The following is a 21,769-nucleotide window of genomic DNA, read 5'->3' as shown; positions in this document are numbered from 1 at the left end:
GATTATAGATCCCCGCTGCGGTGTGCAATCAGATTGGCGAACAGGCCCGGTTGGGCACTCAGCGTGGCGTAATCGCCTTGCTGGACGATGTGCCCGCCGTCCATGACCCAAATCTGGTCGTAGTCTTCGGTATCTTCCAACTGGTGGGTCACCAGCAGGGTAGTTTGCTGATGCGAGGCGGCATTCAGCGCCTGCATCACCCGCCGTTCACTGTGGGCGTCAAGGCTGGCGGCCGGTTCATCCAGCAGCAGCAAACGACGTGGGCTGATAAGCGCCCGGGCAACCGCTACGCGCTGGGCCTGGCCGACGGAGAGACGGGCGGCGTTATCGCCGACTTCAGTCTCTAATCCCTGTGGCAAATGCGGCAGGATCTCACCGACGTAGGCTTGCTCTACCGCCAGCTGTAACTGGGCGTCACTGGCCTGCGGGTTGCCCAGCAGGATATTGGCCCGCAGCGTTTGAGCCGGCAGGTGCGGGTTTTGTCCTACCCAGCCAAGCTGCTGACGCCAGCCTTCGGCGGCCAGCTCGCGCAACTCGATGCCGTTGACCGTCAGAGAACCGCGATAGGGCAGAAAACCGAGCAGCAGGTTCAGTAGCGAGCTTTTACCGGCGCCGCTCAACCCGACCAAAGCAATGCGCTGGTTCGCGGGCAGAGTGAAACTCAGCGGGCCGGCCAGCAGCACGCCATCCGGTGACAGGATCTCCAGATCCTGCGCCTGCAACTCCAGCGGTGCATCGCTATCCAGCGTTTGCGTGCCGCTACCCATTTGCTCGCCTTCGGCACTGAGGAAGGTTTCCAGCGCTTCTGCTGCGCCCACCGCCTGCGCTTTGGCATGGTAGAAGGCCCCAAGGTCACGCAGCGGCTGGAAGAATTCCGGAGCCAGGATCAGCACCAGGAAACCGGCGAACAGCGTAACGCCGGTGCCGTAGCTGCCAAAATTAAGTTCGCCAAGGAACGAGAAACCAAAATAGACCGCCACCACGGCGATGGAGATAGAGGCAAAGAACTCCAGCACCGCTGAGGACAGAAATGCCAGTCGCAAGACTTCCATGGTGCGAGTACGGAAATCCTCGGATGATTTGGCAATCTGCGCGGTTTCCGCTTCAGCCCGGTTAAACAGGCGCAGCGTATCCAGCCCGCGCAGGCGATCGAGGAAGTTACCGCTCAGTCGTGCCAGCGCCACAAAGTTGCGGCGGTTGGCGTCTGCGGCACCCATACCGACCAGCGCCATAAACATGGGGATCAGTGGGGCGGTGGTTAACAGGATCAGGCCGGCGGCCCAGTTTATCGGGAATACGGTAATCAGGATCAGCACGGGGATAAATACCGCCAGGTACATCTGCGGCAGATAGCGAGAATAATAATCCTGCATGTCTTCGATCTGTTCGACGATGATGCTGGCCCAACTGCCGGCCGGTTTGCCCTGGATCCATGCCGGGCCGAGTTGCTGCAGTTTATCCAGCACCTGCTGACGCATACGCTGGCGGATCACCTGTCCGCAGATAAAACCGACGCGTTCACGCAGCCAACTCAACACCGCCCGCAATGCAAAAGTGGCGGCCAGCCAGATAAACGAGGGGATAAGCTGTTCGCGCGGGGCGTGCTCGATAATCAACGCGTGGAGCAGGGCAGCCAATAGCCATGCCTGGGCGACAATCAGAATGCCGCTTATCAGCCCCAACAACATGGAAAGGCGCAACCAACGCTGCGCCAGGGTGCTCTGAGTTTTGAGCCAATGGGTTAACTGTTGCTGTCTGGTTTTTTTCATCAGATATGGGTCTGCGTCGCCGGCGCCTGTGGGTACAGACAAGGTTAACGTACTGTTAAAAAAAGTGTTTGCCCCAACCTGAAGCGAACAAGTGAAGGCCAATGTTACCTCTTCACCCGACAGACTGAAAATAATAAAGCGGTCAAATAGCGGTATAACAGAAAGATGGCGGCAAAAAAAAAGCGGCTGTGATAGCCGCTTTTCAAAATGACAGTGTGGGGTTACAGCACTTCTGCGCCGGCAATGCCGTCCAGATAACGCTCAGCGTCCAGCGCCGCCATACAACCGGTCCCGGCGGAGGTGATCGCCTGGCGGTAGATGTGGTCCATCACGTCGCCGGCAGCGAATACGCCAGGAATGGTGGTCTGGGTGGCATTACCGTGAATGCCGGACTGCACCTTGATGTAGCCGTTTTCCAGTTCCAGCTGACCACCGAAAATGCTGGTGTTCGGGCTGTGGCCGATGGCGATAAACACGCCGGCCAGTTCCAGGTCCTGCGTTTGGTTTTCCGCTTTGGTGCTGCGGATGCGTACGCCAGTCACGCCCATCTGATCGCCCAGCACTTCGTCCAGGGTATGGTCGGTATGCAGCACGATATTGCCGTTTTTCACTTTCTCCATCAGCCGGTTGATCAGGATTTTCTCTGAACGGAAGCTGTCACGGCGGTGAATCAGGTGAACTTCGGCCGCGATGTTGGACAAGTACAAAGCCTCCTCCACGGCGGTATTACCACCGCCGACGACCGCGACTTTCTGATTGCGATAGAAGAAACCGTCGCAGGTGGCACAGGCAGACACGCCTTTGCCTTTGAACGCTTCTTCGGTAGGCAGGCCAAGGTAACGTGCGGAAGCGCCAGTGGCGATGATCAAAGCATCACAGGTGTATTCGCCGTTGTCGCCAAACAGGCGGAACGGACGGTTCTGCAGCTCAACGCTGTTGATGTGGTCAAACACAATCTCGGTCTGGAATTTTTCCGCATGCTCGCGCATACGCTCCATCAGCGCCGGGCCGGTCAGGCCTTCGGCATCACCCGGCCAGTTTTCCACTTCGGTGGTGGTGGTCAACTGACCCCCTTGTTCCATACCGGTAATCAATACCGGGCTCAGGTTGGCGCGCGCTGCGTAAACGGCGGCGGTGTAGCCAGCCGGGCCGGAGCCCAGGATCAATAATTTACTGTGTTTAGCCGTGCCCATGAATAACCTCTTTTCCCACAATGGCGGACAATGGATTCGATTGTAGGGAAAATGCGGCATTAAAAAAAGCGTCAGGGGATGTTGTTAACGATTTGTTTGATAGTCATGGCCTATTAATTATTATTTTGCTGCTAAAGCGAGCGTAAAACGCAGCAATTTAACTTATGGAAGCCACTCAACACTGTGGTGTACTCAATGGGTCAGAAACAGCCCGTAAAGCGGGTTTAAGCGCCTTGGCAGCGGGGTTTTTAAGCCAGCGATTCATAACTAAAAACGGGGTGCTAACTTTTCATGACGGTACGTTCTTCTGATTTTGCTTCTTTTACTTTGACAATCCGCTGCGCATTTGCGAAAACATCATAGGAAGAAGAAATTATCCCTGTCCCTGCAGTAAATCGTACGTATTTACGGCGTTGGCGCAGAATTTTGCGCCGTTGCTGAAGCCGCGTGCGGCGGGTGAGGGGACACCGCGCAAGCGAGGGGGATTTCTTCTTGCAATAACGTCATTTAACTACCCGGTGCAGGGTTTGACAGACAGACTGCACAAGGGGTGATGATGGTAGTGAAGCATATGACAGGCATTGGGTCTTCGCTTGGAACGAACCCTTACACATTGATGTTGGTTAGGGTGTGGCAAGTGCAGGGAAGAAAATAAGAGAGACAATAATAATGGCAGACAATAAGAAACGCCCGGGTAAAGATCTCGACCGTATCGACCGCAATATCCTGAACGAGCTGCAGAAGGATGGGCGTATTTCGAACGTTGAGCTTTCGAAGCGCGTGGGGCTATCTCCAACTCCATGTTTAGAACGCGTGCGCCGCCTCGAGCGCCAGGGTTTTATTCATGGCTATACCGCTTTGCTCAACCCGCATTATCTGGACGCTTCCCTGTTGGTTTTCGTGGAAATCACGTTGAATCGCGGTGCGCCGGATGTGTTTGAGCAATTCAACTCAGCCGTTCAGAAGCTTGAAGAAATTCAGGAGTGTCATCTGGTGTCCGGTGATTTCGACTATCTGTTGAAAACCCGCGTGCCGGATATGTCGGCTTACCGTAAGTTGCTCGGTGAAACCTTGCTGCGTCTGCCGGGGGTTAACGACACCCGTACGTACGTGGTAATGGAAGAAGTGAAACAGAGTAACCGTCTGGTTATCAAAACACGGTAGGGTGCAGGTGCAAAACCTGATTAAATTGGTTACACTCCTGTTTATTCATACAGTTTCGGCGCCGGGGAAGCTTCTCGGCGCTGTTGCTATGTCAGCTAACAGGAACCTGGAGAGCCTTTCTTGAGCCAGGAATATACAGAAGATAAAGAAGTTACCTTGAGAAAACTCAGCAGCGGTCGCCGTTTGCTCGAAGCTGTGTTGATTGTGGTAGCCATTTTTGCCATTTACCTCATGGCTGCCTTGGTCAGTTTTAATCCCTCTGACCCAAGCTGGTCGCAGACCGCGTGGCATGAGCCTATTCATAACCTGGGCGGTGGCGTCGGGGCCTGGATGGCCGACACATTGTTCTTCACCTTCGGGGTACTCGCCTATGCGATACCGCCGATCATGCTGGTGTTGTGCTGGGCGGCTTACCGTCAGCGCGGCAATGGCGAATACATCGACTATTTTGCGCTTTCACTGCGCCTGATCGGCACGTTGGCGCTGGTGCTCACCTCGTGTGGCCTGGCGGCATTGAATGTCGACGACCTCTATTACTTCGCATCCGGCGGCGTGATTGGCAGCTTGCTGAGCAACGCCATGTTGCCGTGGTTCAACGGTATCGGCGCCACCCTGGGGCTGTTGTGCGTTTGGGCTGCGGGGCTGACGCTGTTTACCGGCTGGTCCTGGTTGGTGATCGCCGAGCGCATCGGCGGCGTGGTGCTGGGTACGGCCACCTTTATGACCAACCGCTCACGTCGTGAAGACCGTTATCATGACGATGATGAGCGCTACGTCGAAGATCAGCCTGAATCCGCTGACAAGGATGCCGCGCTTGCTGTGGCTACCTCGGCAACGGCGGCCAATGCGGCGGAAGACGACGTGTTGTTCTCTGCGCCTTCGGTAACGGAAACCGCCAAAATGGCGGCGGAAGATGCCGAAGATCCGTTACTCAGCGGTCTGCGGGCTAATGATGACGATGAGGCCGATGTCGCGCCTGTCGCGTCAGCGGTAGCCAGCGCCCCTGTCACTGCGGCACCTGTCGTGGCTCAGGCACCGTCGGTTACTGCAGCACCTGTGGCTCCGGCCTCGGTGAACCAGCATCCGATGAGTGCGGTAGCAGAAAACACCGCACCGCCGCTGTATTCGTTTGAAATCCCTGAAGAGACGCCGACGCCGAAGTTGACGCGCCAGGCCGATCCTTACCGGGACGACGATGAACCGCGTATGGGGAACTGGGACGCACCGGCCGTATCGCCGTCGCCAGACCGTTCCCCGTTTGATTTTTCTGCCGCCCAGCGTGATAGCGTTGACGTCAGCGCTCCGGCCGGCTTCAGTGCCGCTGAGCCTGCCGTTACCCCGTTTGGCAGCGTGAAACCTCAGGCACCTGCCGCAGCGGCGGCGATTGCCGGTGCTGTTGCCGCCAATACCTTTATGCCGGCCTTTAGCGCTACCAGTGATGCTAACTCGCAGGTGAAACAAGGCCTCGGCCCTGAATTACCGCGTCCTAATCCGGTACGCATTCCGACTCGTCGTGAACTGGCTTCTTATGGCATCAAACTGCCTTCGCAGCGCATGGCCGAACAGGAACAGCGCACCCGAGGGGACGATGAGCCATTGCAGAATGCGGATAATCTTTCGCCAGATGATGAAGCCCTGCAGGAAGCGGCGTTGCGCCAGGCATTTGCCGAGCAGCAAAGCCAGCGTTACGGTGAGGAATCTGCGTCGGATAATCTGGATGATGAAGCTGCTCTGCAGGAGGCCGCACTGCGTCAAGCGTTTGCCAACCAGCAAAGCCAGCGCTATGGCCAGCCAGAAGTCGCGCCATCGGTGCAGCCAACTACGCCGGTCGATACCCGTAATGCGTTCGGCTTCTCGCCGATGGATGATTTGGTTGATGATGGCCCGGTTGAGCCGCTATTCACCTTGTCGCCGCAGTTGGAAGAACGCATTGAGCAGCAAAGCGAGCGTGAAGACGATGTGCCGTTCGGTCAGTTTGAGCCCGCCGCGCCGGCTCAGCCTCAGATTCCGCCGGCACAGTCCTATCAGCCTGCTTACCAACAACCGCAGCAGCAACCGGCAGTGCAGCAACAGCCGCCAGCCTATCAGCAGCCTGTGGCGCAACCGGAACCTGCCGCTGTGCAGCAACCGGCGATGGACAGCCTGATACACCCGTTCCTGATGCGCAACGATATGCCGTTGCAAAAACCGACCACGCCGTTGCCGACGCTGGATCTGCTGACCGAAGCCCCGAAAGAGGTGGAACCGGTAGATTCCTTCGCACTGGAACAAAAGGCGCGTTTGGTGGAGGCCAGCCTGGCCGATTACCGGGTGAAAGCCGACGTGGTGGACATTTTACCAGGTCCGGTCATCACCCGCTTCGAGCTGGATTTGGCTCCGGGCGTCAAGGCTGCACGTATTTCCAACCTGTCGCGCGATTTGGCGCGTTCACTGTCGACCTCCGCGGTGCGTGTGGTGGAAGTGATCCCCGGCAAGCCTTACGTCGGGTTGGAGCTGCCTAACGTCAAACGTCAGACGGTCTATCTGCGAGAAGTGCTGGACTGCCCGGCGTTCCGCGACAATCCGTCGCCGCTGGCGATCGTATTGGGTAAAGACATTTCCGGCGAACCGGTGGTGGCCGATTTGGCGAAAATGCCACACCTGCTGGTCGCGGGGACCACCGGTTCCGGTAAGTCGGTCGGGGTCAATGCCATGATCCTGAGCATCCTGTATAAGGCCACGCCGAAAGAAGTGCGCTTTATCATGATCGACCCGAAAATGCTGGAACTGTCGGTCTATGAGGGCATTCCGCATCTGTTGACCGACGTGGTTACCGACATGAAAGACGCCGCCAATGCCCTGCGTTGGTGTGTCGCCGAGATGGAGCGTCGCTACAAGCTGATGTCTGCGCTCGGTGTGCGTAACCTGGCCGGTTATAACGAACGCGTCGATCAGGCTGAAGCCATGGGGCGTCCGATCCCGGATCCGTTCTGGAAACCGACCGACAGCATGGACATCACGCCGCCGGTACTGGAGAAAGAGCCTTACATCGTGGTGATGGTCGATGAGTTTGCCGATCTGATCATGACGGTCGGCAAAAAGGTCGAGGAACTGATCGCTCGTCTGGCGCAAAAAGCGCGTGCGGCGGGGATCCACCTGGTGCTGGCAACTCAGCGTCCGTCGGTGGATGTGATCACCGGCCTGATCAAGGCCAACATCCCGACCCGTATTGCCTTTACCGTATCCAGCAAGATTGACTCGCGCACCATCCTCGATCAGGGCGGTGCTGAATCCCTGCTGGGGATGGGTGACATGCTGTATCTGGCCCCTAACTCCTCCATTCCGGTACGTGTGCATGGTGCATTTGTGCGCGATCAGGAAGTGCATGCAGTGGTTAAGGATTGGAAAGCGCGTGAACGACCTCAATATAAAGAGGGTATCCTCAACGCCGGTGACGACGGTGAGGGGGGTTCCGGCGGTGGTCTGGACGGTGACGAAGAGCTGGATCCGTTGTTTGATCAGGCGGTGGAGTTTGTGGTGGATAAACGCCGCGCCTCTATCTCCGGCGTACAGCGTCAGTTCCGCATCGGTTATAACCGCGCCGCGCGTATCATCGAACAGATGGAAGCGCAGGGCATCGTCAGCGAGCAGGGGCACAACGGCAACCGCGAGGTGCTGGCACCGCCACGGCATGACTGATGAAGTTTTAATCGTTGTTATTTAATTAAAAGGGCCGCTTAGCGGCCCTTGTGCAAAGAAGCGTAAACCCAACGGCTTCTCGGAACATTGGCCTATCTGCCGGCGAATGGCTTCGGGTAGAGTAAAGGTGTTTAAGGGTTAATTTGACCCGCACGGCACCGCCTTGCGGTTAACGCATTTCATAAGGTATCTGGAATAATGAAAAAACTGTTAGTTGCCTGTTGTCTGCTTTCGGGTTTCGCTTCCACCTCTGTGTTGGCCGACGCCGCGCAGGATTTGCAAAGTCGTCTGGCGAAAGTGAACAGTTTCCACGCCAGCTTCTCCCAGACGGTGACCAGCAGCGATGGCGCGGCGGTACAGCAGGGTGAAGGCGAACTCTGGGTTAAGCGCCCGAATCTGTTTAACTGGCACATGACCTCGCCGGACGAGAGCGTACTGGTGTCAGACGGTCAGACCCTGTGGTTCTACAATCCCTTTGTAGAGCAGGTCACTGCCACCTGGCTGAAAAACGCCACCGGCAACACGCCGTTTATGCTGATCACCCGTAATAACGCCAATGACTGGAAACAGTACAACGTTAAGCAGAAGGGCAATGATTTTGAGCTGACGCCAAAATCCAGCAGCGGCAACCTGAAACAGTTCGCTATTACCGTGGATAACAGCGGCACTATCCGCAGTTTTGCCGCGGTTGAGCAGGACGGCCAACGCAGTTCTTACGCGCTGAAAAGCCAGCAGAATGTCGCGGCTGATGCCAGCAAATTCAAATTTACCCCGCCGAAGGGGGTGACGCTGGACGACCAGCGCCAGTGAGGTCCGCGTGAGTAATATGTCGCTCGATTTTTCCCAGAATGAATTCCAGCCGTTGGCCGCGCGGATGCGGCCGACTACGCTGGCACAATACATCGGCCAGCAGCATCTGTTGGCTGCCGGTAAGCCTTTGCCGCGGGCTATCGAGGCGGGACAACTGCATTCGATGATTCTGTGGGGGCCACCGGGTACCGGGAAAACCACGCTGGCGGAATTGATCGGCCGTTATGGCCAGGCGGACGTCGAACGTATTTCTGCCGTCACGTCCGGGATTAAAGAGATCCGTGAGGCGATTGAGCGCGCACGTCAAAACCGTGACTCCGGTCGCCGCACTATCCTGTTTGTCGATGAGGTGCACCGCTTCAACAAAAGCCAGCAGGATGCCTTCCTGCCGCACATTGAAGACGGCACCATCACCTTTATTGGCGCCACCACCGAAAACCCGTCCTTTGAGCTTAACTCGGCGTTGTTGTCGCGTGCTCGCGTCTATTTACTGAAGGCACTGACTGCCGAAGATATCAGTCAGGTGCTGGATCAGGCGATGCAAGACAACAGCCGGGGTTTGGGTGGCCAGAATATCGAACTGCCGGAAGAGACGCGCCGCATGTTGTCGGAGCTGGTGGGCGGCGACGCCCGTCGGGCGCTGAACAGCCTGGAGATGATGGCGGACATGGCGGAAATCAACGCCAAAGGCATCCGCGTATTGACGCCGGAATTACTGAAAGAAGTCTCCGGGGAACGCAGTGCGCGTTTCGATAATAAAGGCGACCGCTTTTACGATCTGATCTCGGCGCTGCATAAATCGGTGCGTGGTTCAGCACCGGACGCTGCGCTGTACTGGTATGCCCGTATTATTACCGCCGGGGGCGATCCCTTGTACGTGGCACGCCGGTTGCTGGCGATTGCTTCTGAAGATGTCGGTAATGCTGACCCGCGTGGTATGCAGGTGGCTATTGCGGCCTGGGACTGCTTCACTCGGGTAGGACCGGCGGAGGGTGAACGGGCGATAGCCCAGGCTATCGTCTATCTGGCCTGTGCGCCAAAAAGCAACGCGGTTTACACCGCCTTCAAAGCGGCAATACGTGATGCCAAAGAGATGGCTGATTATGACGTACCCGAGCACTTGCGCAATGCGCCAACCAAGCTGATGAAGGAAATGGGGTTGGGTGCAGAATACCGCTACGCCCACGACGAACCCAATGCCTATGCCGCCGGTGAAGATTATTTCCCGCCCGAAATGGCCAAGACGCGTTACTATCATCCAACCACTCGCGGGCTGGAAGGTAAAATCGGTGAAAAGCTGGCATGGCTTGCTGAGCAGGATCAAAATAGCCAGACAAAACGCTACCGCTAGCGTTGCCGTTGCGGTAAGGTTAGCGGGTATCACTCTTCCTTTATGCGGCTATAAATTCAGCCGAATAAAACATCAAATTTTCTTTCAATAACAATAAGCACAGGATTAGCATGCTCGATCCCAATCTGCTGCGTAATGAGCTAGACGCAGTCGCCGTCAAACTGGCTCGCCGAGGCTTTAAACTCGATCTGGATCTGCTGCGTTCTCAAGAAGAGCGTCGCAAAGTTCTGCAGGTAGAAACCGAAACGCTGCAGGCAGAACGTAACTCCCGATCGAAATCCATCGGCGCGGCTAAAGCGCGCGGGGAAGACATTGAGCCGCTGCGTCGCGAAGTAAACGAACTGGGTGACAAGCTGGACACGGCCAAGGCCGCGCTGGACCAGCTGCAGGCTGAAATCCGTGACTATGCGTTGGCGATCCCGAACCTGCCTGACGATGAAGTGCCAGACGGCAAAGACGACAGCGATAACCAGGAAGTCAGCCGCTGGGGCGAACCGCGCCAGTACGATTTCCAGGTGCGCGATCACGTCGACCTGGGCGAAATGGCCGGGGGTCTGGACTTTGCCGCGGCGGTAAAACTGACGGGTTCACGCTTTGTGGTGATGAAAGGGCAAATCGCCCGCATGCACCGTGCGTTATCCCAGTTCATGCTGGATCTGCATACCGAACAGCACGGCTACCAGGAAACCTACGTTCCTTATCTGGTTAACCATGCCACGCTGTACGGTACTGGCCAGTTGCCGAAGTTTGGTGAAGACTTGTTCCACACCAAACCGCTGGAAGAAGAGTCCGACAGCAGCAACTATGCGCTGATCCCAACGGCAGAAGTACCATTGACCAACCTGGTGCGCGACGAGATCCTGGAAGAGGAATCTCTGCCGCTGAAGTTGACCGCGCATACGCCTTGTTTCCGTGCCGAAGCCGGTTCTTATGGCCGTGACACACGTGGTTTGATCCGCATGCACCAGTTCGACAAAGTTGAGATGGTGCAGATCGTCCGTCCGGAAGACTCTATGGCTACGCTGGAAGAGCTGACCGGTCATGCAGAGAAAGTGCTGCAGTTGCTGAACCTGCCATACCGCAAAATGTTGCTGTGTACCGGTGATATGGGTGCAGGCTCATGCAAGACCTACGATCTGGAAGTGTGGCTGCCGGCGCAGGACACTTACCGTGAGATCTCGTCTTGCTCCAACATGTGGGATTATCAGGCGCGCCGTATGCAAGCCCGCTGCCGCAGCAAAACCGAGAAGAAGCCGCGCCTGGTGCATACGCTGAACGGTTCTGGTCTGGCAGTAGGTCGTACGCTGGTGGCGGTGCTGGAAAACTACCAGCAGGCCGATGGCCGTATTCAGGTACCAGAAGTATTACGCCCATATATGGGTGGCCTGGAATATATCGGTTAATAAGTTAGCTGTTCCACGAAAAGCGCCTACGGGCGCTTTTTTTATAAGAAAATTGTTACCCCTTTGTTCGAAAGCCCTTTTTCTTTCAGATACTTCCCCCGCTTTATTGATAGCAGACAAAGTTCACTACTCACTTCTGAGTAATATCCACTCATAGAGGAGGGCTTTTCTCAGGCTCATCAACAGACATCGGATCTGTCTCCTCTGATCGCTGCCTTGAATCAAGGGCATGACGTTTATCAATACCAGGGTAAAACGTGGAGTGAGTTATGTCGGAAAACAAAACAAACCGTCAGGAGTCCGGGGGATTCAGCCGTCGTACGTTGGTAAAATCCAGCGGCATAGTCGGGTTGGCGCTGGCCGTCGGGGGTATCGCATTGCCCTTTAGCCGGCGTGCTTTAGCGGTTTCAATCAGTGAAAGTGTGCTACAAACCGCACAGGACAAAGTCGTCTGGGGCGCTTGTTCGGTTAACTGTGGCAGTCGCTGTGCCTTGCGTTTACACGTCCGCGACGACGAAGTTTATTGGGTCGAAACCGATAATACCGGCCTGGATGAATATGGCGACCACCAGGTGCGAGCCTGTTTACGCGGTCGTTCTATTCGTCGCCGAATGAACCATCCTGACCGCCTGAATTATCCCATGAAGCGCGTCGGTAAACGGGGTGAAGGCAAATTCAAACGTATCAGCTGGGACGAAGCTTATGATGCCATCGCCAACAACCTGAAGCGGATTGTCGGGCAATATGGCAACGAGGCGGTGTATATCAATTACACCTCGGGCATTGTCGGCGGCAATATTACCCGCTCATCGCCGAATGCTTCACTGGTCGCCCGTCTGATGAATTGCTATGGCGGTTACCTGAGCCAGTATGGCACTTACAGCACCGCGCAAATCGCCTGCGCCATGCCTTACACCTATGGCAGCAATGAAGGTAACAGCACCTCGGATATTGAAAACAGCAAATTGGTGGTGATGTTCGGTAATAACCCGGCGGAAACGCGGATGAGTGGTGGCGGTATTACCTATTATCTGGAGCAGGCGCGTGAACGCTCTAATGCACGGATGATCGTTATCGATCCACGTTATACCGATACTGCCGCCGGACGTGAGGATGAATGGATCCCGATTCGGCCAGGTACGGATGCGGCATTAGTGGCTGGACTGGCGCACGTGTTGATCAGCGAGAATCTGGTCGATCAACCCTTCCTGGACCAATATTGCGTTGGCTACGACGAAAAAACCTTACCTGCCGATGCTCCGGTAAATGGCCATTACAAGGCCTATATTCTTGGGCTGGGCGAGGATGGCGTTGAAAAAACGCCGCAGTGGGCGGCAAAAATTACCGGCATTCCGACAGATCGCATTATCAAACTGGCAAGGGAAATAGGCAGCGCGAAACCGGCCTATATTTGCCAGGGCTGGGGGCCGCAGCGGCAGGCCAACGGTGAATTGACCTCTCGGGCCATCGCCATGTTGCCGATTCTGACCGGAAATGTTGGCATTAATGGCGGCAACAGTGGGGCGCGTGAATCCACCTATACCATCACCATTGAGCGTATGCCGGTATTGACCAACCCGGTCAAAGCGCAAATCTCCTGTTTTAGCTGGACTGATGCCATTGCACGAGGCCCGGAAATGACCGCCAGGCGCGATGGGGTTCGTGGCCAGGATAAACTGAACGTACCGATCAAGTTCATCTGGAACTATGCCGGTAATACCATCACCAACCAGCACTCCGACATCAATAAAACCCACGATATTTTGCAGGACGATTCCCAATGCGAAATGATAGTGGTGCTGGAAAACTTTATGACCTCGTCGGCAAAATATGCCGATATTCTGCTGCCGGATCTGATGACCGTCGAACAGGAAGACATTATTCCCAACGACTATGCCGGTAACATGGGCTATCTGATCTTTATTCAACCCGCCACTTCCGCCAAATTCGAACGTAAGGGCATCTATGAGGTGCTGAGTGAAGTGGCGCGTCGTTTGGGGCCAGAGGTGCATCAGAAATTCACCGAAGGGCGTACCCAGGCGCAATGGCTACAGTATTTGTACGCCAAAATGCAGGCGCGGGATCCCCTGCTGCCGGGCTATGAAGCGTTGCGCAGCATGGGGATCTACAAGCGTAAAGATCCCAATGGCCATTTCGTGGCTTACAAAAATTTCCGTCAGGATCCGGAAGCGAACCCGTTAAAAACGCCGTCCGGCAAGATAGAAATCTATTCCAGCCGACTGGCTGAGATTGCCAATGACTGGCAACTGGAGAAAGACGAAACCATCAGCCCGTTACCGGTTTATGCCTCTACCTTTGAAGGCTGGGACGATCCGCTGCGTAAAACCTACCCGCTGCAAATGTTTGGCTTTCACTACAAGGCGCGCACCCACTCCTCGTACGGCAATATCGATATTTTGCAGGCGGCCTGCCGCCAGGAAGTGTGGATCAACCCACTGGATGCGCAATCGCGTGGGATCCTCGCCGGTGACAAGGTGCGGGTGTTCAACGGCCGTGGCGAAGTACGGGTCGAAGCCAAGGTAACGCCGCGCATCATGCCGGGTGTGGTAGCCATGGGCCAGGGAGCCTGGCATCAGGCGGATATGAGCGGTGATCGGGTCGATCATGGCGCCTGCATGAATACCCTGACCAGCCATCGTCCCTCGCCTTTGGCGAAGGGGAATCCGCAGCATACCAATCTGATTCAAATCGAAAAGGTATAAGGGGTAGCCAATGACTCAGCAATATGGATTCTTTATCGATTCAAGTCGTTGCACCGGCTGCAAAACCTGCGAACTGGCCTGCAAGGACTATAAAAACCTGACGCCGGATGTCAGCTTCCGCCGCATCTATGAATATGCCGGAGGCGATTGGCAACAGGATGGCGAAGGCTGGCAACAAAACGTGTTTGCCTATTATTTGTCGATCGCCTGCAACCATTGTGAAGATCCCGCCTGTACCAAAGTGTGCCCGACCGGTGCGATGCACAAACGGGAAGATGGCTTTGTGGTGGTGAATGAAGAGGTGTGTATTGGGTGTCGCTATTGCCACATGGCCTGTCCGTACGGCGCGCCGCAGTACAATGCGGCCAAAGGGCACATGACCAAATGCGATGGTTGCCATGAGCGAGTGGCAGAAGGCAACAAGCCTATCTGCGTGGAGTCCTGCCCGCTGCGGGCCCTGGATTTTGGTCCTATCGAGCAACTACGTCAGCAGCATGGCACTTTGGCACAGGTGGCCCCGCTGCCGGCGGCGCATTTTACCCGGCCGTGCATCGTGCTGAAACCCAATGCCAATAGCCGACCGAGTGGTGATACCACGGGTTATCTGGCCAATCCGAAGGAGGTTTAATATGGGCATGGGATGGCATGAATGGCCGCTGATGCTGTTTACCGTATTGGGGCAATCTGTGGTGGGGGCGATCATCGTTATGGGAATTGCGGTGATCGGTGGCAATCTGAACCAGCAGCAGGACCGGGCGGTGCATCGCTCAATGTTCTTCTTATGGTTGCTGATGGGCATCGCTTTTGTCGCATCTACCCTGCACCTGGGTTCACCGTTACGGGCGTTTAACTCTTTAAACCGCGTCGGCGCGTCGGCGTTGAGCAACGAAATTGCCGGTGGCGCGTTGTTCTTCGCCGTCGGGGGGGTCTATTGGTTACTGGCGGTGCTGGGCAAAATGCCAGCGGCGTTGGGCAAAGTGTGGCTGTGGGTGACTATGGCGTTGGGCATAGTCTTTGTTTACGCCATGACGCGGGTGTATCAAATCGATACTGTGCCAACCTGGCATAACGGTTACACTACGCTGAACTTTTTCCTGACGACGCTGATCGGCGGGCCATTGCTGGGCGTTCTGTTACTGCGTGCGGCTGGATTAGCGGTATCGGCCCGCTACTCGCTGGCTATTCTGAGCGTAGTGGCGCTGTTGGTAAGCCTGGGTGCGGTGATGATGCAAGGCTATGAGTTGGCCAGTATCACCAGCTCGGTACAGCAGGCATCAACGTTGATCCCTCAATACGGCCAGTTAATGGTTGGGCGGCTGGTATTGGTGGTGTTAGGTTTAGGTTGTTGGATTTGCCCACTGTTGCGCCGGGGTAACGCGAGCGTGATGGGGATGGTTTTAGGTTTGATTTTGGTTATCGCTGGTGAGCTGGTAGGGCGTGGTGTGTTCTACGGCCTGCATATGACCGTTGGCATGGCGGTAGCCGGTTAATATTGTAGTCAGGCACAGTTCGCTGTGCCCTTAATAGGATCCTTGATTTATGACGCTTGAAAATATCGCTTTAACGGGCCGGGTGCTGGGTGTGTTGTTGTATGCACCGCCAGAAAGTGAAGACGGTCAACAGTTGTTGGCAACCTTGTCTGAATCTGAGTGGGTCAAAGAATGGCCGTATGGCGACGCCGAGCAGTTGCAGACTGCGGCAGCACTGATCGCTACCGGGATTGAAGATGAGCAAGAGGAGTCGTTGGCAGAGGCTTACCAACGTCTGTTTGTCGGGCCTGACACCTTACCGGCTCCGTTATGGGGTTCGGTGTATCTGGACAAAGAGAACGTGCTGTTTGGCAATTCCACCCTGCGTCTGCGCCGGTGGTTACGTTCGAATGGCATTGATGCGCAACACGATCGCAATGAGCCGGAAGATCACATCGGCACCTTGTTGATGATGGTGGCATGGTTAGCTGAAGAACGTCAGGGTGGGCTGGTTGAACAGCTGCTGACCAAACATGTGCTGCCTTGGGCTCCGCGCTATCTGGAATTGTTGCAGGCAAATGCGCAGCATCCTTTCTATCAGGGGCTGGCGCAATTGGCGCAAATTACCCTGAGCGCCTGGGGTGAAGAATGCACTGCCGAAGTTGAGTCTTTGGACCTGCATTTCTGATAAAAAATGAACGGCCGTCAGGCGTACAAACGCCGGCGGCTGTTCATCGGTTCGGCATACGGCGAAACGTACCGATTCGCAGACATTGTCACCCAAGGCGGTGGCCAGTTGGCGAACGCGCTGAATCACCGGTAAAAGCTCAGCGTGGGTGCTGGCAATATCACTCAACAGTGTAGTGACGGCAGTCTCTGTTTTGCTTTCCATCATGTCCTTCCTCCCCGCGAGATTTATCAGCACTCAGCATAAAGGTTTTTGCGTCTGCCAGCCTGTGTAATACAAATTGTGCGGTGTACTGATAAGAGCTGATTGACTTTTTTATCGCCAGTGGCATGATGCGCGCACTCTCATTGCGCGTTCGGTTTTAATCTCACTATGTCCGCATATTCCCGCCCAGTGCTCCTGCTGCTCTGTGGCCTGTTGTTGCTCACGGTTTCTATTGCCGTATTGAATACGTTAGTTCCTCTTTGGTTAACCCATGCTCAGTTGTCAACCGGGCAGGTGGGAATGGTAAGTTCTTCTTACTTTACCGGCAATCTGTTCGGCACGCTGATTGCGGGCAAACTGATCCAGCGCATTGGCTTTACCCGCAGCTATCATCTTGCCTGCGTGGTGTTCGCCGTGGCGACCGCCGGTATGGCGTTGTCGCTTGATTTCTGGAGTTGGATGGGGTGGCGTTTCTTTGCCGGTATCGGCTGTGCCTGGATTTGGGTGATTGTTGAGAGCGCCTTACTGCGCAGCGGTAATCTTTCCAACCGTGGCCAACTGCTGGCGGCCTATATGATGGTTTACTACCTCGGTACGGTGGTCGGCCAACTGCTGTTGAGTATGGTGTCTACCGAACTGTTGAACGTGGTGCCTTGGGTGACTGCCATTGTGATCAGCGCCATGTTGCCGATGTTGTTTGCCCGGGTGAACAGCCAGCACGATGAACCCCAACAGGCCGCGGTATGGCCGATGCTGAAACGCCGCAGTGCCCGGTTGGGTATCAATGGCTGCATCATCTCCGGGATTGTGCTTGGTTCACTGTATGGTCTGATGCCGCTGTATTTATCCCATCAGGGGATGAGTGATGCCAACGTCGGTTACTGGATGGCGCTGCTGGTCAGCTCCGGCATTGTTGGTCAATGGCCGGTGGGGCGACTGGCTGACCGCTATGGCCGCCTGCTGGTACTGCGCATTCAGGTGTTTGTGGTGATCCTCGCCAGCGTGGCGATGCTCAGTCACTCTGCCATGGCACCATCGCTGTTTATTCTCGGCTGTGCCGGCTTTACCCTGTATCCGGTGGCGATGTCCTGGGCTTGTGAGAAGACGTTGCCGCATGAGCTGGTGGCAATGAACCAGGCGCTATTGATGAGTTACACCATCGGCAGCCTGATCGGCCCGTCGATGACGGCGCTACTGATGCAAAATTATTCCGACCAATCGCTGTTTGTGATGATCGCCGCGGTGGCTCTGGTTTATCTGATGATGCTATTGAAAAAGCCGGACCCGCAACACACTCCGTTTGCTGCCGCCTGAGCATAAAAAACCCGGCCATACCGTGCCGGGTTTTTTGTTGTTGCTAGCGGATCAGTACATCACTTTGTGGCCGTAGCTTTCCAGAATACCTTTGACGCGCTCCATAGTGTCCGCTTTCGGCGGATGAACCCCGTCCAGCTTGTACTCTTCCCCCATCGCTACCCACTTGTGCTTGCCCAGTTCGTGGTAAGGCAGCAGTTCGATTTTCTCGATGTTGGTCATGTCCTTGGTGAACTCACCCAGCAGGTGCGTTGACTTGTCATCATCTGACCAACCCGGCACTACCACATAACGGATCCAGGTGCGCTGATTGCGCTTCGCCAAATAGCGGGCGAATTCCAGCGTGCGGTGGTTAGAAACGCCGACCAGATTCTGGTGAATGTCGTCGTTCATCTGTTTGAGATCCAGCATCACCAGGTCGGTGGCATCCAGCAGTTCGTCGATCACCGGATCGTAACGTCGTACAAAACCGTTGGTGTCCAGACAGGTGTTGATACCTTCTTCATGACAAGCCCGGAACCAATCACGGACGAATTCGGCCTGCAGGATAGCCTCGCCACCGGAAGCCGTAACACCACCACCGGAGGCATTCATAAAGTGGCGATAAGAGACGGTGTCTTTCATCAGTTCTTCAACGGTGACTTCTTTCCCACCGTGGGTATCCCAGGTATCACGGTTGTGGCAATACAGGCAGCGCATCAGGCAGCCCTGGAAGAAAACGATAAAGCGGATCCCTGGGCCATCTACGGTGCCACAGGATTCGAAGGAGTGGATGCGACCTGTCACTGACATCGCGGCCCCTGCTGCATCAGGGGTTTCCTTTATAATACAATCGTTTGTCATATTTATATGGTCTCAAATAGTGCTAAATAGTGCTGCTTGGTGGACATTATATGGACATTCCATTGAGCGGATTTAACGCTACAGCATCATGTAAAAAGTCTGGCGCAAAATGCGCGTAAATCATGGTCTGCTGTATCGTTGAGTGCCCGAGTATCCTCTGCAATGTAATAATGTTACCCCCATTCATCATAAAATGTGTGGCGAATGTGTGCCTAAACACATGTACTGCCTGACCATCGGGGAGGTCTGGCTTCATCCGGCGGAGCACATTTCGAACGTTCTTATAATCTGGGCTATACAACAGGCCAGTAGCCTTGATTTTCACCTGACTAACCAACTCGGCCGACAGAGGAATTGTGCGGCGTTTACCGTTCTTCGTCTTCATGAACGTTAACATGTTGTTGATGATGTGCTCACCCTTCAAACTAGCAACCTCGCCCCAGCGCCCACCAGTCGCCAAACAAATTAATACAGCTTTACGGTCATCACCATCGAGCAGATCAAGAAGAGTGCAGATTTCCTCTTTTGCAAGGAAAGCCATTTCTGATTCAGGTTCTTTAAACTGCTTTATGTCCTTAAACGGATGCTGTGAGTGATACTCCTCAGCATCAATTAGCTTAGTAAACATTCCGCTTAAAATCGCATGGTGGCGATTAACGCTAGAAGCTTTCAGCCCTTGATTCAGCATATGGACTCGGTAATCTAAGATAGCTTTCCTCGTTAACTGATCCGCTCTGGATACTCCCATTTCAGCTAGTTTCGCAATGATTGCCTTTAACCGGCCGTGCTCTATCTCCCCTCTGATGTGACTCTTGCCGTGATACACCCACCAACGGTCTAATAACGCCGTCAATTTACGGCGATCTGCTGGCTTTTCGACCCATTCTTTGTTGTGAAAATTAACCAATATGTGACGTTCAAAAATTGACGCCTCGCCTTTGGTTTCAAACTTCCGCCGGATCCGTTTTCCCTCGGCTCCCTGCGGTCTGACGTCCACTTCATAACGACCATCATCGAGCTTCTTAATCGACATAAGACAGCCCTCCGACGCATTCGTCTTGGAAACAAATTGTGAAAATGTATTCTTTATAAACAGTTAGCCATTCTTTTGGCCGGATTGGGGTGATGTTGTTGAGTCTTGCCCAAAGTGTGCGAGAACCGGTGCAATTTGACCGGCCTCGGGATTGATCTCATCGAACATGAACCAATCCCGATACTTACGGAATTGAGGATGTTGGAAAATTTTGATAGTGGCTTCTAAGCCAGGCTTGCTGCGACCTTGTTCATATTGGAAGAATGAACCATGAGGAATTCCAGTTAATTCAGCCATTTGACGCTGAGTTAGACGCTCTGATTCACGGATGAGTTTTATCTTCTCTGCTATCGATATTGACACTTGCATTTAATCTCACTATCTTGTGTGTAAATTCAATGCAGCCATGTATAGCTAGGCTGGTTCTAAGTGGTTCTACATAGAAAGTATGTAAACCTACGCGGAGGATAGCAAATGCGTAACGAAGCTAAAACCATTACTCAGGAAGATGCGGCCGACATGGATGAAAGCGCGAAGAAGCGCGCTATCAGCCTCTCAATGCAACCTTCCACACTGTTGTCGAAAGAGGGTTTTGCTCTTTATGTCGGTAAGACTCCGGCGGCCATCGTTGCTATGGCCAAGGCTGGAAAACTCCCAGCGTTTTATATGGCAGACCCATTGAAGCCGGGAAGCAATGCGGAGCTGTGGATTAACAGGAAAGAATGGGACAAGTACGCCGACCAACTGGTTGAGGAAGCCGCTGAAGAGTGGCACGGATGGAAAGACCGCATCAGCACCAGCAAACCGGGCCGGGGGCGCAGTCACAATGCAGCTTAATACAATGAGCCAGCGACCTATCTCAATCGCTCCGATGCTCTGGAACCATCAGACCGGCCGCGTGCTTGATATCACTATCACCCATGGCAAGGGCCGGAAAGGTATCGTCATTCGTACCTGTCGGGCTACCCGTTGGATCTCCTCCATCAAATCAGCACTGCGGGGCTTTTCAAAATGACAGCTATCACAGCCGGTATTGTTCGCAACCAGCCCGCCGGGCTGCGTGCTTTAGTCGGGGAACGCCTTGCTGCTCCTCGCTGGAAAAGCACCTGTAATTTTTACAATCAGATGATGGAGCGTGAGCGCCTGACGGTCTGTTTTCACGCGGACTTAAAGCAGCGCCATGCTGTTATGCGACTGGAGGAAATGGGTGACTGCGAACGTGAGCGCGTTGTTTGCGCCATTGATGAGCTTCGCAGTGCCTTCGCTACCTATCGTAAACACGGCATTAGTAAGTCTGGTTTTATTGGCCGACTGACTATCAGCCAAAGGCGCACTTTATTTCTGCATGCTGGGCTAACTGAGGCTGAATATAATCAGCCGTACTGGCGTATTGATGACGAGGCTTGCACATGGCGCGAGGCTTTATTTAGAGCGTTGCGTGAGCTATTTAATTTATTTGACCATGCGCCCACTATATTAACCTCGGTTAAACCCGAAGCATATTTCCATTAATTAACTTGTTCTAAATTTAAAGGCGCTTTATTGCGTCGGGCATTCTTTTATCTGGAGTTCTCTATGCACATGTATAAAACCGTGGGCCAAGAAATGCGAAATAAGGCTGATGCGGACTCACGTAATTTTATGTTGAACAACGCACGCGTTGAAGCAAGGGCCGATGCCGCTGTTAGCTTCTCATCTCACCTTGACCGCCTCGCAACACATGCCGCCGTCAATCACCTGTCTAGCATTGAGATTATTGAACTACTGCGTCAAGAGTCGGAGAAATTTGACCATGAAGGCCGCGTCAATAGGCAGGGCTTTAATCATGGCTGAACGTCATTATGTGGAAATAAATAACGTGTTCGCCATCATGAAAATGAAGGCGGGTAGTTTAATTCTGGCCGAAGTGAAAACGGATAAAGAGACAAAAGAAAAACACTACCCAACTAGAGCTATTTACGCGAGCGAGTTAAAACTGGTTGCTGACCTTATTAATCTTTCTGTGAAACGTGGTGTTTATCTTAAAACGATTACCAGCATTAGTGACGTGATGAAAGAATCGCACCGTATTGCGGAGTTGGGCCAGCAGGCACTCAATCAACTGAATAACGAATCGGAGCTATAACG

General features: G+C 54.4%; 19 protein-coding genes. 14 read left to right on the top strand and 5 right to left on the bottom strand.

The features are described from left to right. Positions 1–2: 2 nt before the first annotated feature. A complete protein-coding gene (gene cydD, locus BEI65_RS01470; protein WP_099061794.1) occupies positions 3–1,769 on the bottom strand; it encodes a cysteine/glutathione ABC transporter permease/ATP-binding protein CydD in 1,767 nt (588 codons plus the stop codon). Positions 1,770–1,990: 221 nt separating this feature from the next. Next, entirely contained in the window at positions 1,991–2,962 is a 972-nt protein-coding gene (gene trxB, locus BEI65_RS01465; protein WP_099061793.1) for a thioredoxin-disulfide reductase, read from the bottom strand. A 669-nt stretch (positions 2,963–3,631) separates the two neighbouring features. Between trxB and lrp the strand changes: the two genes are divergently transcribed. The 10 genes from lrp (at position 3,632) to BEI65_RS01415 (ending at position 17,766) form a co-directional block, all read left to right on the top strand. Then, positions 3,632–4,126: a leucine-responsive transcriptional regulator Lrp gene (gene lrp / locus BEI65_RS01460; protein ID WP_004928318.1), complete on the top strand. Its 495-nt coding sequence runs from the start codon at positions 3,632–3,634 to the stop codon at positions 4,124–4,126. A 120-nt stretch (positions 4,127–4,246) separates the two neighbouring features. After that, the gene (locus BEI65_RS01455; protein ID WP_099061792.1) at positions 4,247–7,804 is read left to right on the top strand and encodes a DNA translocase FtsK 4TM domain-containing protein; all 3,558 of its coding nucleotides are present in this window, start codon (positions 4,247–4,249) and stop codon (positions 7,802–7,804) included. Positions 7,805–8,002: 198 nt separating this feature from the next. Next, positions 8,003–8,614: an outer membrane lipoprotein chaperone LolA gene (gene lolA, locus BEI65_RS01450; RefSeq protein ID WP_085116057.1), complete on the top strand. Its 612-nt coding sequence runs from the start codon at positions 8,003–8,005 to the stop codon at positions 8,612–8,614. A 7-nt stretch (positions 8,615–8,621) separates the two neighbouring features. Continuing rightward, the gene (locus BEI65_RS01445) at positions 8,622–9,965 is read left to right on the top strand and encodes a replication-associated recombination protein A (RefSeq protein WP_099061791.1); all 1,344 of its coding nucleotides are present in this window, start codon (positions 8,622–8,624) and stop codon (positions 9,963–9,965) included. Positions 9,966–10,075: 110 nt separating this feature from the next. Next, positions 10,076–11,368, top strand: coding sequence for a serine--tRNA ligase (serS, locus tag BEI65_RS01440; protein WP_099061790.1), 1,293 nt, complete (start codon positions 10,076–10,078; stop codon positions 11,366–11,368). Between the two features lie 269 nt (positions 11,369–11,637). Beyond that, positions 11,638–14,091 carry a selenate/tellurate reductase subunit YnfE gene (gene ynfE, locus BEI65_RS01435; RefSeq protein ID WP_099061789.1) on the top strand — a complete coding sequence of 818 codons (2,454 nt, stop codon included), beginning with the start codon at positions 11,638–11,640 and terminating at the stop codon, positions 14,089–14,091. A 10-nt stretch (positions 14,092–14,101) separates the two neighbouring features. Further along, positions 14,102–14,719 carry a DMSO/selenate family reductase complex B subunit gene (locus tag BEI65_RS01430; RefSeq protein WP_085116061.1) on the top strand — a complete coding sequence of 206 codons (618 nt, stop codon included), beginning with the start codon at positions 14,102–14,104 and terminating at the stop codon, positions 14,717–14,719. 1 nt (position 14,720) lies between these two features. Further along, complete coding sequence (locus BEI65_RS01425; RefSeq protein ID WP_099061788.1) at positions 14,721–15,581, top strand: DmsC/YnfH family molybdoenzyme membrane anchor subunit; 861 nt, start codon at positions 14,721–14,723, stop codon at positions 15,579–15,581. Positions 15,582–15,630: 49 nt separating this feature from the next. Beyond that, positions 15,631–16,248 (top strand): Tat proofreading chaperone DmsD, encoded by a 618-nt coding sequence (gene dmsD, locus BEI65_RS01420; RefSeq protein ID WP_085116062.1) that lies wholly within the window; start codon positions 15,631–15,633, stop codon positions 16,246–16,248. A gap of 372 nt (positions 16,249–16,620) precedes the next feature. Beyond that, on the top strand, positions 16,621–17,766 hold the full coding sequence (locus tag BEI65_RS01415) for an MFS transporter (protein WP_099061787.1): 1,146 nt from the start codon (positions 16,621–16,623) through the stop codon (positions 17,764–17,766). Positions 17,767–17,817: 51 nt separating this feature from the next. On the opposite strand, the gene pflA is transcribed toward BEI65_RS01415, so the two are convergent. From pflA to BEI65_RS01400, 3 genes are all read right to left on the bottom strand, one after another. Further along, entirely contained in the window at positions 17,818–18,558 is a 741-nt protein-coding gene (gene pflA, locus BEI65_RS01410; protein WP_085116064.1) for a pyruvate formate lyase 1-activating protein, read from the bottom strand. A 97-nt stretch (positions 18,559–18,655) separates the two neighbouring features. Next, the gene (locus tag BEI65_RS01405) at positions 18,656–19,642 is read right to left on the bottom strand and encodes a tyrosine-type recombinase/integrase (RefSeq protein ID WP_099061786.1); all 987 of its coding nucleotides are present in this window, start codon (positions 19,640–19,642) and stop codon (positions 18,656–18,658) included. 63 nt (positions 19,643–19,705) lie between these two features. Further along, positions 19,706–20,005 carry a helix-turn-helix domain-containing protein gene (locus BEI65_RS01400; RefSeq protein ID WP_099061820.1) on the bottom strand — a complete coding sequence of 100 codons (300 nt, stop codon included), beginning with the start codon at positions 20,003–20,005 and terminating at the stop codon, positions 19,706–19,708. 111 nt (positions 20,006–20,116) lie between these two features. Between BEI65_RS01400 and BEI65_RS01395 the strand changes: the two genes are divergently transcribed. From BEI65_RS01395 to BEI65_RS01375, 4 genes are all read left to right on the top strand, one after another. Further along, complete coding sequence (locus BEI65_RS01395) at positions 20,117–20,479, top strand: Cox family DNA-binding protein (RefSeq protein ID WP_099061785.1); 363 nt, start codon at positions 20,117–20,119, stop codon at positions 20,477–20,479. A 174-nt stretch (positions 20,480–20,653) separates the two neighbouring features. Then, positions 20,654–21,154 (top strand): replication protein B, encoded by a 501-nt coding sequence (locus tag BEI65_RS01385; protein WP_099061783.1) that lies wholly within the window; start codon positions 20,654–20,656, stop codon positions 21,152–21,154. 69 nt (positions 21,155–21,223) lie between these two features. Continuing rightward, on the top strand, positions 21,224–21,475 hold the full coding sequence (locus BEI65_RS01380) for a DUF2732 family protein (protein WP_369804727.1): 252 nt from the start codon (positions 21,224–21,226) through the stop codon (positions 21,473–21,475). Continuing rightward, on the top strand, positions 21,468–21,767 hold the full coding sequence (locus BEI65_RS01375) for a DUF5405 family protein (protein ID WP_099061781.1): 300 nt from the start codon (positions 21,468–21,470) through the stop codon (positions 21,765–21,767). The genes BEI65_RS01380 and BEI65_RS01375 overlap by 8 nt, the downstream gene beginning before the upstream one ends. Positions 21,768–21,769 lie beyond the last annotated feature (2 nt).

The organism is Serratia sp. BW106 (assembly GCF_002607755.1).
Lineage (GTDB): Bacteria > Pseudomonadota > Gammaproteobacteria > Enterobacterales > Enterobacteriaceae > Serratia > Serratia proteamaculans.
This window is presented reverse-complemented; position numbering and strand designations above follow the sequence as displayed.

Bases quoted from the DNA above. Each gene is read 5' to 3' on its own strand.
- trxB (WP_099061793.1), bottom strand. From the start codon at position 2,962: ATGGGCACGGCTAAACACAGTAAATTATTGATCCTGGGCTCCGGCCCG.
- cydD (WP_099061794.1), bottom strand. From the start codon at position 1,769: ATGAAAAAAACCAGACAGCAACAGTTAACCCATTGGCTCAAAACTCAG.
- BEI65_RS01395 (WP_099061785.1), top strand. From the start codon at position 20,117: ATGCGTAACGAAGCTAAAACCATTACTCAGGAAGATGCGGCCGACATG.
- BEI65_RS01375 (WP_099061781.1), top strand. From the start codon at position 21,468: ATGGCTGAACGTCATTATGTGGAAATAAATAACGTGTTCGCCATCATG.
- serS (WP_099061790.1), top strand. From the start codon at position 10,076: ATGCTCGATCCCAATCTGCTGCGTAATGAGCTAGACGCAGTCGCCGTC.
- BEI65_RS01430 (WP_085116061.1), top strand. From the start codon at position 14,102: ATGACTCAGCAATATGGATTCTTTATCGATTCAAGTCGTTGCACCGGC.
- BEI65_RS01380 (WP_369804727.1), top strand. From the start codon at position 21,224: ATGTATAAAACCGTGGGCCAAGAAATGCGAAATAAGGCTGATGCGGAC.
- dmsD (WP_085116062.1), top strand. From the start codon at position 15,631: ATGACGCTTGAAAATATCGCTTTAACGGGCCGGGTGCTGGGTGTGTTG.
- BEI65_RS01425 (WP_099061788.1), top strand. From the start codon at position 14,721: ATGGGCATGGGATGGCATGAATGGCCGCTGATGCTGTTTACCGTATTG.
- BEI65_RS01385 (WP_099061783.1), top strand. From the start codon at position 20,654: ATGACAGCTATCACAGCCGGTATTGTTCGCAACCAGCCCGCCGGGCTG.
- BEI65_RS01405 (WP_099061786.1), bottom strand. From the start codon at position 19,642: ATGTCGATTAAGAAGCTCGATGATGGTCGTTATGAAGTGGACGTCAGA.
- BEI65_RS01415 (WP_099061787.1), top strand. From the start codon at position 16,621: ATGTCCGCATATTCCCGCCCAGTGCTCCTGCTGCTCTGTGGCCTGTTG.
- ynfE (WP_099061789.1), top strand. From the start codon at position 11,638: ATGTCGGAAAACAAAACAAACCGTCAGGAGTCCGGGGGATTCAGCCGT.
- lolA (WP_085116057.1), top strand. From the start codon at position 8,003: ATGAAAAAACTGTTAGTTGCCTGTTGTCTGCTTTCGGGTTTCGCTTCC.
- lrp (WP_004928318.1), top strand. From the start codon at position 3,632: ATGGCAGACAATAAGAAACGCCCGGGTAAAGATCTCGACCGTATCGAC.
- pflA (WP_085116064.1), bottom strand. From the start codon at position 18,558: ATGTCAGTGACAGGTCGCATCCACTCCTTCGAATCCTGTGGCACCGTA.